We start from the raw sequence: 13,689 nt of genomic DNA, 5'->3' as shown, positions 1-13,689 counted from the left end.
AGGCGACTTGGGGTGGCCCTAGAGTAATCGTCCTTTCACTGCACCCGTCCGCCATGCGCCGCTCGCCCCTTGTCCTCGCCACCTTCGTCCTGCTGCTGGCCGGTTGCGCCTCGGTCCGGCAGGGGGGCGACACACGCGGGGCGCCCGCCGGGGCACGCATGGCGCAGCCGACGTCGGTGGCCGGGGTCGCGGAAGAGAGCTTCGGGCGGCCGAGCTGGGGGCGCCAGGGCGAGTTCACGCTGCATGGCCAGCGCGTGCGCTACGAGCGCGGTGCTGACCGGCTGGCGCTTTTCGAGGCGCTTCCGTCCGGCGTGCACACGCCGCTGCGCTTCAGCTGGACGGGGCCCGCGGGGGACAGCGCGGCCGTCTGCGAGGGCTGGACGCCGGCCGAGAGCAGCGCCAACGCGCGTCTGGTCGACGCTAGGCCGTGGGTGCTGAGCTGCCGCTGGGGCAGTGCGCCGGCGGCGATGCTGCAGATTGGTGAGGGGCAGATGCGCCGAGGCAAGCTCAGCCGCGAGGGTGCCTACCGCCGCGGCGAGTTGACGGTGGGTCTGCGTTCGGCGCATCTCTACGATGGCAACCCCACGCCGCAGACCGTGGCTGTGGGCTACGAAATGCTGCATCAGGGCACCGTCATTGCGACCCTGGACCTCAGCGGTCCCCAGCCGCGCCTGCGCCGACCCGACCCGGCCACGCCGCTTGGCCGCGCGGTCACCGAGGCCGCCCTGGCACTGGCCCTGATGTCCGAATCCACGCAGTCACGCTGAACTTCCCGCTCTGCCGGGCATGACGGCAGGCACGGGTGAGAACTGGCATGCGCATGCCGGCCCTCTAGAGTGCTGCCTCGGACTTGACGGACAGGTGGCGTATGCGATCTTCATGGGCGGCGGGAGCCGCGCTCTTGGCTTTTCTGGCCGGCTGTGGCGTGGTGCGAGAGGCTCGGATGGCGCAGCCGGCCTCGCTGGCTGCCGTGCCCGAGGAGTCCTTTGGCAAGCCTGGCTGGGGTCGGCGCGGCGAGTTCGAGCTGGCCGGCCAACGGGTGCGCTATGACCGTGGTGCGGACCGGCTCTCGCTGTTCGATGCGCTGGCCACCGGGCGCGCGCCATTGCGCTACACATGGTCTGGCCCAGCCGGCGACAGCGAGGCTGACTGCACGGCACGCCAGATCGAGGTGTCTGCGGGCGCGCTTGTCGTGGCTGCTCGGCCCTGGGCGCTGGAATGCCGCTGGCGCGGTATCTCGGACGCCGCACTGCAGATCGGTGAAGGCCCGGTGCAATGGGGCCAGGCGACGCGTGAGGGGCGCTATCGACGCGGTGATTTGACGTTGGCCCTGCGCTCGGTGCACCGGTTGGAGGGGGCCGCGCTCGCGACGGCCGGCCCGGTGGGCTACGAGATGCTTCACGGCGGCCAGGTCGTCGGCAGCGTGGATCTGACCCGCGGTGTCCCGCGGCTGCGCCGGCCCGATGCGGCCACGCCGCTGGGCCAGGCAGTCACCGAAGCGGCGCTGGCGTTGGCGCTGGTCTGGGAGCCGAGTTAAGGCTTCTCTGCCAGGGCCTTGAGGTTGGTCAGGCCAGCGTCGAAGTCAGGCCCCACCATCTTGTCCATGAACAGCCCCATCCAGCGGTAGATGGGGTTGGAGCCCATGTCGCCGTTCATGGTCCAGGTGACCTGGGTGGCGCCGCCGTTGGCGTCGAGGCGGAAGTCGCCGGTGGAGGTAGTACCGAAATCGGGGAAGAAGAGTTCGTAGCCCAGACGCTTGGGCGGCTCAGCGCTGGTGAACGTCATTCGGCCATCGCCCTGGCTCTTGCTCTTCCAGGCCCAGACGGCACCGGCACCCGATGCGGAGCCGCTATACGCTATGGCCATGTCCGGGTCGCGCCGGTTCCAGGCGCTCCACTGCTTCCAGCCGCGCGGGTCGGCGATGAGGGCGTAGATCTTTTCCGGCGTGGCGGCGATGGTCAGCGTCCGCGAGACCGTGAACTTGGGCGACAACATCAGCCCGCCGCCAAGGCACAGGGCCAGCAGCGCGACGACGGCGATCAGCAGGACCTTGAGTGCTTTCATCGGGGTCTCCCGGGGATTGAGGTGGGCGCACTGTGGTCGCGCCCCGCCGGCCACACAATCCGCACAACTCCTTCCCGCAAGCATATGAAGATAGCCACCGACCACGCTGCCCTCTACGCCGAACAGGGCTATCTCATCATCCCCGGCTTCAAGCCCGCCTCTGACATTGCCGCGCTGCGCCGGCGCGCGCTGGAGATGGTCGATGCCTTTGACCCCGGCGAGCAGCGGCCCGTCTTCACGACCGAGGAGCAGCAGCGCCATGTCGACGACTACTTCCTCGACAGCGGCGACCAGGTGCGCTGCTTCTTCGAGGAGGAAGCCTTCGACGAGGAGGGCCGGCTTCGCGTGCCCAAGGAACTGGCCATCAACAAGATAGGCCATGCCATGCACGACCTGGATCCGGTGTTCAGCGCCTTTTCCAAGGGAGAGGCACTGCGCGGCGTGGCCGCCGGCCTCGGCCTCGCGAGGCCGCAGGTCTGGCAGAGCATGTTCATCTTCAAGCAACCGGGTATTGGCGGCGAAGTACGCTGGCACCAGGACGCCAGCTTCTTCGACAGCGACCCCGTCACGGTGACGACCTTCTGGTTCGCGCTGGAGGATGCGACGTTGCAGAACGGCTGCCTGTGGACGGAGCCTGGCGGCCACCGCGGCCTGCGGGGCGTGCTGCGCGAACGCTTCGTGCGCGAGGGGCGCAAGGCCTGGATGGAGCCGGTCGATGCGACGCCCTGGCCGGCGGCCGATTCCAAGCAAGCGATCCCACTGGAGGTCGAGGCCGGTTCGCTGGTGGTCTTCCATGGGCTGCTGCCGCACTATTCGGCGGCCAACCGCTCGGAGAAGTCGCGCCATGCCTACACGCTGCATGTGACCGATGGCTCCAGCCGCTACTCGCCGCGCAACTGGCTGCAGCGCGGTGCAACCCTGCCTGTGAGCGGTTTCTAGGCCTTGCAGACCCACACGGCTGCGGCCCCCTGTCCTACAAGGCAAGGCAGCCCAGGCCGGCACGGCGTGGAGGGCGGCGTCCCAAGAATGAGACTCATCGCAAACGTCGATTCCGACGCAGGAGGCCGTGATGAAGTTTCCCAAGTCCATGCATGCCGAAGGCTTCTACGATCACATCGATACGACGGAGCCCGGGCATGGCCCCGATGCGCCAAAGCCGGTGCTCAGGCCAGGCCTGAAAGCTGGCGCTAAGCCGTTCACGGCGCGGACGCTGTTGCGCGAGGAGACGGGCGCGGTGCCGCACACCACATCCGCCGCACCTGCCATGCGCACGCCGGCTGCCGATGCTGCGGCGCGGACCGCCACCGCCGCGCCGCGCTCGGGTGCCACGTCATGGATCGTCGGCGCAGGGGTGGGTATCGCGCTGGTTGGCCTTGCTGTCGTGATGTCGCGCAACCTTGCCAGCCCGGAGACCTCGATGCCACCGACTGCGGTCGTTGGGCAGGCCAGCCCGTCACCGGAGGATGCTCAACTGCAGGCTGCACCGCCCGCCGCCGGCCCTGATGTGACTGCGTCCGAGCCCATGCCGGCCGTGACGCCGGCGCCCGTCATCCAGCCGGCCGTCACCCAGCCGGCCGTCAGCGAGCCTCCGGTAGCGTTGGCAGCGGGGCCCAAGACCGAGCCGCCAGCGAACGTCGTGCGCGCGGCGCCGCCCCCCGCGCCGGCACCCAAGGCACTGGCGCCTCAGCCCGAGGTGTTGGCTCAGGCCTCGCCACCACCCGCCCAGTTGCGCGAACCCGCCCTTCAGCCCCTTGCGCCCCCCGTCGTGACGCCGGCCCCTGTCGTTCCTCCCGAGGCTGCGCCAGTCACACCCCCGGTGGCCCAGCAGACGCCGCCGGTCACGCCGGACCCCGAGGACAGCGGCATCACTGTGAAGGTACGCCTGGCGCTGGCCGCCGACACGGCGTTGTCTGCGGTCCCCATTGCCGTCAGCACCGAGCACGGCGTCGTCAAGCTGGAAGGCCAGGCGCCCGACGTCCAGGCGCGCGACCGTGCTACGGTGGTCGCGGCGTCCACGATGGGTGTCAAGGCGGTGGACAATCGGCTGACGCTGCCTCCGATGGCGTCACTGGACAAGGTCGCCGGCAGCGGCGGCTGAAGACGCCCGTCGCGCCGCCATGAAAAAGGCGCCCTCCGCGGGGCGCCTTTTCTCGTGTGCGGTACCGCTCAGTGGCAGTGCTGCGTCCGGGCCGGCGCGAGCTCGGCGCCGATCAGTACGTCCTCGGTCACCTCGCGGGCGGCCTCGAGTTGCAGGCAGAGTTCGGTGATGCCGTCGTCACGGCCGCCAACGATCTCGGGCAACGGGGCGGTAGCGACATCGCCCGGCAGGTCAGCCAGCGCGCCGATAAGCTGAAACAGCAGCTCCAGGCTGGCTTCGCCGTTCTGGGGCAGGTCGCGGGCGGCACCGAGGCTGCGGGCCAGGTACCAGCAGGCGTCTGCGGCGTTGTCACAGGCCTGGGCCTTCAACTCCAACGCGCGATTGCGTGAGTCCTTTTCGTCCTGGCTGCGGCGGGCCTCGGTGATTTCGAACGCGCCGAGGTCGGCCGGGACGGCATCGTCAAGCGAGAGCGCGGCAAAGTCGAGTTCGTGAGCCATGGGTACTGCGGCATTAGGGCAGGGTCGCATCCTAACGGTGCCACGGGGTGATCCCAGGAACAATGTCACGGTAACCGGCCAATTCAGCGCTTCTTCGTCGGGCGGGCCCAGCCGGCCAGGGTTACCTGTTTGCCGCGCGCCACGGCGAGGTCGCCGGGGTTGACATCCTTGGTGATCGTCGATCCACCGCCGATGGTGGCACCCTTGCCCAGCGTGACCGGCGCGACGAGCACGCAGTTGGAGCCCACGTGCACGTCGTCGGCGATGGTGGTGCGGTGCTTGTTGGCGCCGTCGTAGTTGGCGGTGATGGCACCCGCGCCGTAGTTGACGCGCTCTCCAACCGTGGCATCACCGAGATATGCCAGGTGGTTGGCCTTCGCTCCTTTGGCCAGCGTGGAGTTCTTGACCTCCACGAAGTTTCCGATGTGGACCTCGGCGCCTAGTTGCGCGCCGGGGCGTAGGCGGGCGAAGGGGCCGATCAGCGCACCCTCGCCGATGCTGACGCCTGAGGCCTCGCCGTCGATGTGGGTGAACTCGTGGATGCGCGCCCCCGTGGCGATCTTGGCGTTACGGACAATGCAATTGGCGCCGATGCGCACGCCGTCGCCCAGCTCCACCAGCCCTTCGAAGACGCAGTTCACATCGATCTCCACGTCCTGGCCGTGGGTGAGCGTGCCACGCAGGTCGAAGCGGGCAGGGTCGGCCAGACGCACGCCGGCGCGCATCAGGTCTTGCGCCTGCTGGGCCTGGAAGGCGCGCTCCAGCTGTGCCAACTGCACCGGGTCGTTGACGCCCAGCACCTCGACCTCGCTATGGGCCTTGATGCCCAGTACGGGCAGGCCTTCGGCGACAGCCATCGCGACGACGTCGGTCAGGTAGTACTCGCCCTGGGCGTTGTCGTTGCTCAGCTGGCCGACCCAGCGCTTGAGCGCGCCGGTGGGCGCGGCCATCATGCCGCTGTAACCCTCGTGGATGAGGCGCTGTTCGGGCGTGGCGTCCTTGTGCTCGACGATGGCCAGCACGCCGTCGTCATCGGGGTCGCGGATGATGCGGCCGTAGCCGGTGGGGTCGAAGAGGTCCACCGTCAGCAGCACCAGCGCATGGCCGGCGCAGGCGTCGATGAGGGCCTTGGCGGTGGTCGTCTCGATGAGCGGGACGTCGCCGTTGAGGATCAGCGTCGTGCCTTCGCCCTGCAGCGCGGGCACGACCTGTTGGATGGCATGGCCGGTGCCGAGCTGTGGCATCTGGCGCACGAAGGCGAGGTCGGGGGCCTGCACGGCGGCCTCGACCTGGTCGGCGCCGTGGCCAGTGATGACGATGCGGGCCTGGGCCGGGAGCTGCTCGCAGCTCTTCAGCACGTGAGCCAGCAGCGAGCGGCCGGCGAGCTTGTGCAGCACCTTGGGCGTTGCGGACTTCATGCGGGTGCCCTTGCCCGCCGCCATGATCACGATGTTGAGCGCCATGCCTGCCCTTGCGACTGCGTTTTGACGAAGTCGCGATTATGGGCAGGCGGCTGCCCGGTCTGGCGCTAGCGTGTGGCCTGTACCGACACGCGGTGCGACTTGGGCTCGACCTTGGGGAACTCTGCCAGGGCAGCGTCGAAGAGGCTGCCGATGACGGCGTCGCTGCCCATGGTCATGCCCTCGTTGCTGGCATGGGTCTCGAACAGGGCCTCGCCGCTGGCGCGGTCGCGGATCAGCACGGCCACGGCGCGGTCGTAGCGGCGGTCGAAGAAGGGGTCTTGACGCCAGCCCCAGCCTCCCCAGCCGGCGGCGTAGCCATAACGCGGCGCGAACAGCCGACCGCGCCAGCGCCACCACAGCGGGTCGTCCCAGGGCACGGGGTCATAGGCTGTGACGCGGGCGCCGAGAGTGACGAGGATGTCGGCGCTCTTGGCATCAGCAGCAGGCCTGAAACCGGCCTTTTCGAGTCCGGCCCTGGCGGCGTCCTCCAGCGACGCCTGGCGCTTGGCGGCCTCGTCACTTTGCTGCTGCGAAGGCAGGCGGTCGAAGGCGTAGCTGCCGGGCTTGCGATCTGCTGGCCAGTTGCCGTAGCTGGAGACGTCGGCGGAGACGGTGTAGGGGCCGGCACAGCCGGCGAGCGCGACCACCGAAGCGGCCGCAAGGGTGGTAAGGATCAGGCGGCGATTCATGGAACACCTCCATCGTGGGGATGGAGGGATTCTGACCTGCCCAGATTGCCCCCGTGTAAATCAGCGTTGCAGCGTGATGATTGAAGCTGCTGCAGGTGTCGCGCAGCTTTCATCGTCGTCAAAGGCGATGTCGCCATCAGGCTCGGCCTGACCCGTCGCGCGCGCGGTCTCGAACGGGAACAGCTTCTTGTCCATCATGTGCGAGGGCACGATGTTGCCCATGGCCGTGAAGATGTTGTCGATGCGGCCCGGATAACGCTTTTCCCACTCGTTGATCATGGCCTTGACCTGCACGCGTTGCAGGTTCTCCTGGCTGCCACAGAGGTTGCACGGGATGATGGGGAACTCGCGATGTTCAGCCCAGCGCACAAGGTCGGGCTCCTTCACGTAGGCCAGCGGACGGATGACGACGTTCTTGCCGTCATCGCTGACCAGCTTGGGCGGCATGCCTTTCATGCGGCTGCCGAAGAACATGTTCAGGAACAGCGTCGTGACCATGTCGTCGCGGTGGTGGCCCAGCGCGATCTTGGTGGCGCCCAGCTCGCCGGCCACCCGATACAGGATGCCGCGGCGCAGGCGCGAGCACAGGCTGCAGGTTGTCTTGCCCTCAGGGACGAGCTTCTTGACGATGGAATAGGTGTCCTGGTTCTCGATGTGGAAGTCCACGCCGCGCGAACGCAGGTAGCTAGGCAGCACCTCTTCGGGGAAGCCTGGCTGCTTCTGGTCGAGGTTGACGGCGACGAGGCTGAACTTGATGGGCGCACGCTGCTGCAGGTTGAGCAGGATGTCGAGCATCGCGTAGCTGTCCTTGCCGCCCGACAGGCAGACCATGACCTTGTCGCCGTCTTCGATCATGTTGAAGTCGGTGATGGCCTGGCCCACCTGGCGATGCAAGCGCTTGGAGAGCTTGTTGATCTCGTGCGCGGCCTTCTTGGCCGCCAGCTCTTCGGCGCTGGGCGTTGCGGTGGAGGTGGGGGCAAGGACTTCGGACATGGGCTCAACGCACGCCCCTCGCGGGGCTGATGGCGACTTCGCAGTCGGGGGAGGACGGCCGGCATTGTCCCAAACCGCGCGGGAGGGGGGGCGGCGCGGCCTATTTCCGGCACTTTGATGTACGTCAAATGGCGCATCCCGGGCGGCTTCTAATATTCATGCATCACAAATGCATGTTTAAAGCGCCATGGCACCGAACACCTGTTCCTCCCTGATCGACCTGCGTGAGTTCGCCCGCGAGACCCGGCCGGGCCGGGTCAGCGAGATCCTGAACGCCTTGGGTCCCGGCGAGTCGACGGAACTGATTGACGACGTCGACCCCACACCTTTGCTGGCCGGGCTGCGCAAGGCGGTGCCGGGGCAGTTCACCTGGAACGTCGGCGCAGCGGGCACGGGGCTGTGGCTAGTGCGGCTGGACAGGCTGCCGGCGGAGCCGGGCGAAGGCCGCTGCTGCGGCGCCTGCGGCGGATCCTGATCCAACCATCGAGAGCATTCGAGAAGGAAACACCATGAAATCCACCAAGAGGCTCTGGCGTTGGCTGGGCCTGATCTTCGTCCTGTCATTCGGGGCCCTGGGCTACCTGGGCTGGCAGATCTACCTCTCGGCGCCGCCCATTCCGAACCGGGTGGTCAGCACGGATGGCGAGCTGCTGTTCACCGGCGAGCAGATCCAGCTCGGCCAGCAGGCCTGGATGTCGGCCGGCGGGCAGCAGCTTGGCACGGTCTGGGGGCACGGAGCCTACGTCGCGCCCGACTGGTCGGCCGACTGGCTGCACCGCGAGGCGCTGGCGCTGAAGACCCGTCGCATGGCCGAGCAGCAGCAGGGTGGTCTGGCCGTCGGCGACGCGCAGCGTGCCGCGGTGGACCAGTCTGTGCGCGATGAGATGCGTCGCAACACCTATGACGACGCCAGCGGCGACGTGCGTATCACGGCTGCCCGCGCCGATGCGATCCGCGATGTTGCGTCGCACTACGAAGGCCTGTTCGGCAGCGATCCCGCGCTGGAGAAGCTGCGCGATCAGTACGCGATGACGGCCAACGCGCTACCAGAGGCCGAGCATCGCAAGGCGCTGGCGGCCTTCTTCTTCTGGTCGGCCTGGGCCGCCACGACGGACCGTCCGGGTGAAACCGGCCTGTCCTACACCAGCAACTGGCCGCATGAACCCCTGGTGGGCAACGTGATGAGCACCTCGGCCGCGATGTGGTCCATGGTGAGCGTCGTGCTGTTGCTGGCCGGCATCGCCGCGATGCTGTGGCTGCACAAGGGCGACGCCCACGAAGAAGACGCGCAAGTGCCCGCAGCCGACCCGCTGCTGGGTGCCAGGGCGACGCCGTCGATGAAGGCGACCCGCAAGTACTTCTTCGTCGTCATCGGCCTGATGCTGTTGCAGATCGCCATGGGCGCCATCACCGCGCACTACGCGGTGGAGGGGCAGGCCTTCTTCGGCATCCCCTTGGCACAGATCCTGCCGTACACCGTCAGCCGCACCATCCACACGCAGATCGGCATCTTCTGGATCGCGACCGCATGGCTGGCGACGGGCCTCTACGTGGCGCCGCTTCTGGCGGGCCGTGAGCCCAAGCTGCAGAAGCTCGGCGTGGACGTGCTGTTCTGGGCCCTCATCATCGTCGTGCTCGGCTCGACGATCACCGGCTGGCTGGGCACGCTGCAGCACCGTGGCGTGGACTTCAGCTTCTGGTTCGGCAACCAGGGGCTGGAGTTCACCAGCATGGGCCGCTTCTGGCAGATCCTGCTGTTCGTGGGCCTGCTGTTCTGGGTGTTCCTGCTCGGCCGTGCATTGTGGCCAGCGCTGAAGAAGCCGTCTGAGACTCGCGGCCTCATTGCCATGGTCTTCCTGTCGGCCACCTGCATCGGCGGCTTCTACGCCACATCGCTGACCTGGGGGCAACACACCCACTACTCGATGGTGGAGTACTGGCGCTGGTGGCTGGTGCATTTGTGGGTGGAGGGCTTCTTCGAGGTCTTTGCCACCGCGGTCGTCGCACTGATCTTTACTAACCTCGGCCTGGTGCGTCCGGCGTCGGCCAACCGCGCCATCGTTGCCGAGACCATCGTCTTCCTGTTCGGCGGCATCCTGGGCACGCTGCACCATCTGTACTGGACCGGCACGCCCACCTCGGTGATCGCCGTCGGCGCCGTGTTCTCTGCGCTGGAAGTGGTGCCGCTGACGCTGATCGGCCTGGAAGCGCTGCAGACGTATCGCCGCTCGAAGAACGTCGCCTGGCTGGGTGCCTACAAGTGGGTCATCCTGAGCTTCGTCGCCGTGGGCTTCTGGAACACCGTCGGTGCCGGCCTGCTGGGTTTCGCAATCAATCCGCCAGCCTCGCTGTACTACGTGCAAGGCCTGAACATGACGGCGGCCCACGGCCATGCGGCACTGTTCGGCGTCTACGGCATGCTGGGCATTGGCCTGATGCTGTTCTGCCTGCGCGGCCTGTACGACCGCGCACTGCACGCCGACAAGTTCCTCAAGCCCGCCTTCTGGAGCCTGAACATCGGCCTGGCGATGATGGTGTTCATGTCGCTGCTGCCGGCCGGCATCTACCAGGCCTACGAGAGCATCACCAAGGGCCTGTGGTATGCACGCTCGCCGGAGGTCATCCACTCCAAGCTGATGGAGACTCTGGTGTGGCTGCGTGTGCCGGGCGATATCGTGTTTGCCGCGGGTAGCGTCTTGCTGGCCGTGTATGCGCTTTGCCTGCTGCGCCGCCGCGTGGCAGACCACCTGCCCGCGGCGGGAACCGCACCCGCCCGCGGCCGTTGAACCCCAGGAAAGCCAAGCATGCGCCTCACTGCCTTCACCGACTACAGCCTGCGCGTGCTGATGTACCTGGCCGCCGATCCCGATCGGCGCGCCACCGTGGCCGAGATCTGCGCGGCCTACGACGTCAAGGCCAACCACCTGACCAAAGTCGTGCACCACCTGGCCAAGCGCGGCTGGGTCGCCACGGTGCGCGGCAAAGGGGGCGGGCTAACGCTGGCGAAGCCGGCCGCGCAGATCCGCGTCGGCGAGGTTGTGCGTGACACCGAGGGGCAAGCTCTGCCGGCTGAGTGCTTTTCGCCGCAGGGCAGCCGCTGCGCCATCGTCAGCCAGTGCCGGCTCAAGGGCGTATTGGCGGAGGCGGTAGAGGCATTCCACGCCGTGCTTGACAACTACACGCTGGCCGACATCACCGCCAATCGACAGCAACTGGTACAGCTGCTGCGCTTCATTGCGCCGACGGAGGCCCCGGCATGAGCGGGCTGCCCTATCCGTATGAAGGGCCTGAAACGCTGCGGGAGCCTATCCTGGCGGCGCTGCGCCGCGTGGTGGACCCGGAAGTGGCCATGTCCATCGTCGACGTGGGCCTTGTGTACGGCGTGACCGTGTTGCCGGACCGCGTGGACCTGCGCCTGACCATGACCTCGGCCGCGTGCCCGGTGGCGGACGTCATCGTCGACGACGCCTGTATGGAGTTGGACCAGGTCGTGCCGCAGGGCCTGCCCGTCAACGTCGAGCTGGTGTGGGAGCCGGCTTGGACGACCGACCGCATGAGTGACCGGGCCAAGGCCTTCATGGGCTGGTAGGGGCGGTCGATGCGGGGCACATGGGGACTGCTGTCGCGACTGGCCTTCGCGGGCCTAGTTGCGACCTCCCTGGTGGCCGGCATCGCGGGCGGTTTGGTGCGTGCGGGCGTCGCCGCGCCTGTGGCGGGGGCGACCGTCGTGGCCCATGCCTTCTTGATGATCTGCGCCTTCATGGGCACGGTCATCGCCATCGAGCGGGCGGTGGCCGTCAAGCGTGCGGTGGCCTTCGCCGGGCCGCTGGCGTCCGGTGCCGCAGGCCTCGCGCTGCTGGCCCGCGCGCCGCAGGTTGCCGCCTGGCTGGCAGCGGCGGCCGCCCTGGCCTTCGTGTGCGTCAACGTCGTCGTGGTGCGGCGCCAGAAGGCCATCCATACGCTGCTTCTGCTCGCCGGGGCCGTGGCCTGGGCCGGAGGCAGCCTGCTCCATGCGCTGGACGTGCTGGCCGGTGCGGTGGTCCCGCTGTGGTTTTGCTTCCTGCTCTTCACCATCGCGGCCGAGCGGCTGGAGATGACGCGGCTGATGCGCCGTCAGGCCGTAGCCGGCCCGGCGCTGCTGGGAATCCTGGCCGCGGCGGCCTGCGGCGCATTGCTTTCCGGCTTCGCACCCGGCTGGGGAGGGGGCCTCTACGGCTTGTCGCTGGCGGCGCTGGCTGCCTGGCTCGTGACGTTCGACATTGCGCGCCGTACCGTCCGCACCGCCGGCCTGAGCCGCTACATGGCCTTGTGCCTGCTCACGGGCTATGCCTGGCTGTTTGCTGCCGGTCTGGCCTGGGCGGCAACGGCGCAGGGCCTGCCCTGGCGCGACATGGCCCTGCATGCTTTGGCGCTGGGTTTCGTCTTCAGCATGGTGCTGGGCCATGCGCCGGTCATCCTGCCCGCCGTCGCCCGCGTGAAGGTGGCGTTCGGCTGGCCCTTCTATCTGCCGCTCGGGCTGCTGCATGCGTCGCTGGCCGTGCGGTTGCTAGGGGGACACCTCGACCCTCGACTGACGGCCGCGGGTGCCGCCGGCAACGCGCTGGCTGTCGCGGCTTTCGCGATCACGCTGGCCGCATCAGCTATCGCCTGGCGCGCCAGGCATGCGCCGGATCAACGGAAACCACGACATGACACCCTTGCTGGGAATTGAAGAACCTCCGCTGCGCAGACCTGAGGGCTTCGCCCTGTTCGCACTAGGCTTCAGGCCGTTCTACCTGCTGGCCAGCGCGTTCGCGGCGCTATCCGTGCCGCTGTGGGCGCTGCAGTATGCGGGCCTGCTGGGCCACGCCTACCTGGGTGGCCCTGTCTGGCACGCGCACGAGATGCTGTTCGGCTTCACTCTGGCTGTCATCGTCGGCTTCCTGTTCACGGCCGGCCGCAACTGGACCAACCTGCCCACGCCCACTGGCTGGCGGCTCGCCGCGCTGGCCGCGCTCTGGGTTGCTGCCCGCGTGCTGGTGTTGACGCCCTGGGGCGTGGCTGCCGCCCTGGCCAACATCGCCTTCCCGCTGGCCGCGGCCGCCGCACTGGCCGTGCCCTTCGTGAAGGCGCGCAACCGCCGCAACTATTTCTTCATCGGCCTGCTCGTGATGCTGGGCGTCACCGCCGGCTTCGTGCACCTGGCGCAACTGGGGGTTGTCGCCGTGCCAGGCGGGCTCGGCATTCCAGTGGCTCTGGACGTGGTGCTCTTCATCCTCGCAGTCATGGGCGGGCGAGTCATCCCGATGTTCACGAACAACGGCATACCGGGAGCTGGTGCAACCCGCCAACCCGGGCTCGAGAAGGCGGCCCTGGGCGGAGTGCTGGCCCTGCTGGCGGCTGACGCGCTTGGTCTGCAGGGCGGGCCGCTGGCGGCGCTTGCACTGGCAGTGGGCGTGGTACAGGCCTGGCGTTGGCTGCTTTGGCGACCCTGGCGCACGCTACGCGTGCCGCTGGTTTGGGTCCTGCATTTGGCCTATCTGTGGGTACCTGTCCATCTGCTGCTGCGCGGCATGGCCGAGCTGGGCTGGCTGATGCCGTCGCTGGCCACGCATGCGCTGACCGTGGGCGCGGTGGGCGGCCTCGTCATCGGGATGATGACGCGTACCGCGCGAGGCCACACCGGCAGGCCGCTGAAGGCGGATCGCTACGAGGTCGCCTGCTACCTGCTGGTTGCCGCCGCTGCTGCGGTGCGCGTGCTGCTGCCACTGACGGTGCCGGACCAGATCGTGCACGCGGCGTTGGCCTCGGCTCTGTTGTGGTCGGCCGGCTTCGGCCTGTACGCGCTGCGCTATTGGCCGGTTCTTTCTCGACCACGTGTCGACGGCCGTCCTGGCTGACCTGAA

15 protein-coding genes are annotated in these 13,689 nt (G+C 68.2%); 10 read left to right on the top strand and 5 right to left on the bottom strand.

What is annotated here, in order from left to right:
* The first annotated feature begins 53 nt into the window (after positions 1-53).
* Positions 54-767, top strand: coding sequence for a hypothetical protein (locus QM732_RS18805; protein WP_415657621.1), 714 nt, complete (start codon positions 54-56; stop codon positions 765-767).
* Positions 768-901: 134 nt separating this feature from the next.
* Positions 902-1,537, top strand: coding sequence for a hypothetical protein (locus QM732_RS18800; protein ID WP_415657620.1), 636 nt, complete (start codon positions 902-904; stop codon positions 1,535-1,537).
* On the opposite strand, the gene QM732_RS18795 is transcribed toward QM732_RS18800, so the two are convergent.
* Positions 1,534-2,064, bottom strand: a complete 531-nt coding sequence (locus QM732_RS18795; protein ID WP_415657619.1) for an SRPBCC family protein — start codon at positions 2,062-2,064, stop codon at positions 1,534-1,536. The two genes, QM732_RS18800 and QM732_RS18795, sit on opposite strands and share 4 nt — an antisense overlap.
* 84 nt (positions 2,065-2,148) lie before the next feature.
* On the opposite strand from QM732_RS18795, the gene QM732_RS18790 reads away from it, so the two are divergent.
* Together QM732_RS18790 and QM732_RS18785 are read left to right on the top strand one after the other, a co-directional pair.
* Positions 2,149-3,003: a phytanoyl-CoA dioxygenase family protein gene (locus QM732_RS18790; protein ID WP_415657618.1), complete on the top strand. Its 855-nt coding sequence runs from the start codon at positions 2,149-2,151 to the stop codon at positions 3,001-3,003.
* 130 nt (positions 3,004-3,133) lie between these two features.
* Positions 3,134-4,162: a BON domain-containing protein gene (locus tag QM732_RS18785; protein WP_415657617.1), complete on the top strand. Its 1,029-nt coding sequence runs from the start codon at positions 3,134-3,136 to the stop codon at positions 4,160-4,162.
* 68 nt (positions 4,163-4,230) lie between these two features.
* On the opposite strand, the gene QM732_RS18780 is transcribed toward QM732_RS18785, so the two are convergent.
* The 4 genes from QM732_RS18780 to ttcA all read right to left on the bottom strand — a co-directional run bounded on the left by QM732_RS18780 (position 4,231) and on the right by ttcA (position 7,804).
* Positions 4,231-4,659 (bottom strand): hypothetical protein, encoded by a 429-nt coding sequence (locus tag QM732_RS18780; protein ID WP_415657616.1) that lies wholly within the window; start codon positions 4,657-4,659, stop codon positions 4,231-4,233.
* A gap of 83 nt (positions 4,660-4,742) precedes the next feature.
* Positions 4,743-6,122: a bifunctional UDP-N-acetylglucosamine diphosphorylase/glucosamine-1-phosphate N-acetyltransferase GlmU gene (glmU, locus tag QM732_RS18775; RefSeq protein WP_415657615.1), complete on the bottom strand. Its 1,380-nt coding sequence runs from the start codon at positions 6,120-6,122 to the stop codon at positions 4,743-4,745.
* A 65-nt stretch (positions 6,123-6,187) separates the two neighbouring features.
* A complete protein-coding gene (locus tag QM732_RS18770; protein WP_415657614.1) occupies positions 6,188-6,811 on the bottom strand; it encodes a DUF4136 domain-containing protein in 624 nt (207 codons plus the stop codon).
* Between the two features lie 60 nt (positions 6,812-6,871).
* Complete coding sequence (ttcA, locus tag QM732_RS18765; RefSeq protein ID WP_415657613.1) at positions 6,872-7,804, bottom strand: tRNA 2-thiocytidine(32) synthetase TtcA; 933 nt, start codon at positions 7,802-7,804, stop codon at positions 6,872-6,874.
* A gap of 187 nt (positions 7,805-7,991) precedes the next feature.
* Here ttcA and QM732_RS18760 point away from each other — a divergent pair, with 187 nt between their 5' ends.
* From QM732_RS18760 to QM732_RS18735, 6 genes are read left to right on the top strand one after another with little or no spacing between them, the layout of a single operon-like run.
* The gene (locus QM732_RS18760; protein ID WP_415657612.1) at positions 7,992-8,279 is read left to right on the top strand and encodes a DUF2249 domain-containing protein; all 288 of its coding nucleotides are present in this window, start codon (positions 7,992-7,994) and stop codon (positions 8,277-8,279) included.
* A 34-nt stretch (positions 8,280-8,313) separates the two neighbouring features.
* Complete coding sequence (locus QM732_RS18755) at positions 8,314-10,590, top strand: nitric-oxide reductase large subunit (RefSeq protein ID WP_415657611.1); 2,277 nt, start codon at positions 8,314-8,316, stop codon at positions 10,588-10,590.
* Between the two features lie 18 nt (positions 10,591-10,608).
* The gene (locus QM732_RS18750; RefSeq protein WP_415657610.1) at positions 10,609-11,064 is read left to right on the top strand and encodes an Rrf2 family transcriptional regulator; all 456 of its coding nucleotides are present in this window, start codon (positions 10,609-10,611) and stop codon (positions 11,062-11,064) included.
* Complete coding sequence (locus tag QM732_RS18745; RefSeq protein ID WP_415657609.1) at positions 11,061-11,393, top strand: metal-sulfur cluster assembly factor; 333 nt, start codon at positions 11,061-11,063, stop codon at positions 11,391-11,393. Before QM732_RS18750 ends, QM732_RS18745 begins: the two co-directional genes overlap by 4 nt.
* Positions 11,394-11,402: 9 nt before the next feature.
* Complete coding sequence (locus tag QM732_RS18740; RefSeq protein WP_415657608.1) at positions 11,403-12,515, top strand: hypothetical protein; 1,113 nt, start codon at positions 11,403-11,405, stop codon at positions 12,513-12,515.
* The gene (locus QM732_RS18735) at positions 12,493-13,683 is read left to right on the top strand and encodes an NnrS family protein (protein ID WP_415657607.1); all 1,191 of its coding nucleotides are present in this window, start codon (positions 12,493-12,495) and stop codon (positions 13,681-13,683) included. The genes QM732_RS18740 and QM732_RS18735 overlap by 23 nt, the downstream gene beginning before the upstream one ends.
* The last annotated feature ends 6 nt before the right edge of the window (positions 13,684-13,689 follow it).

It is taken from the genome of Roseateles sp. (genome assembly GCF_047654805.1).
Taxonomy (GTDB): Bacteria; Pseudomonadota; Gammaproteobacteria; order Burkholderiales; family Burkholderiaceae_C; genus Pelomonas.
This window is presented reverse-complemented; position numbering and strand designations above follow the sequence as displayed.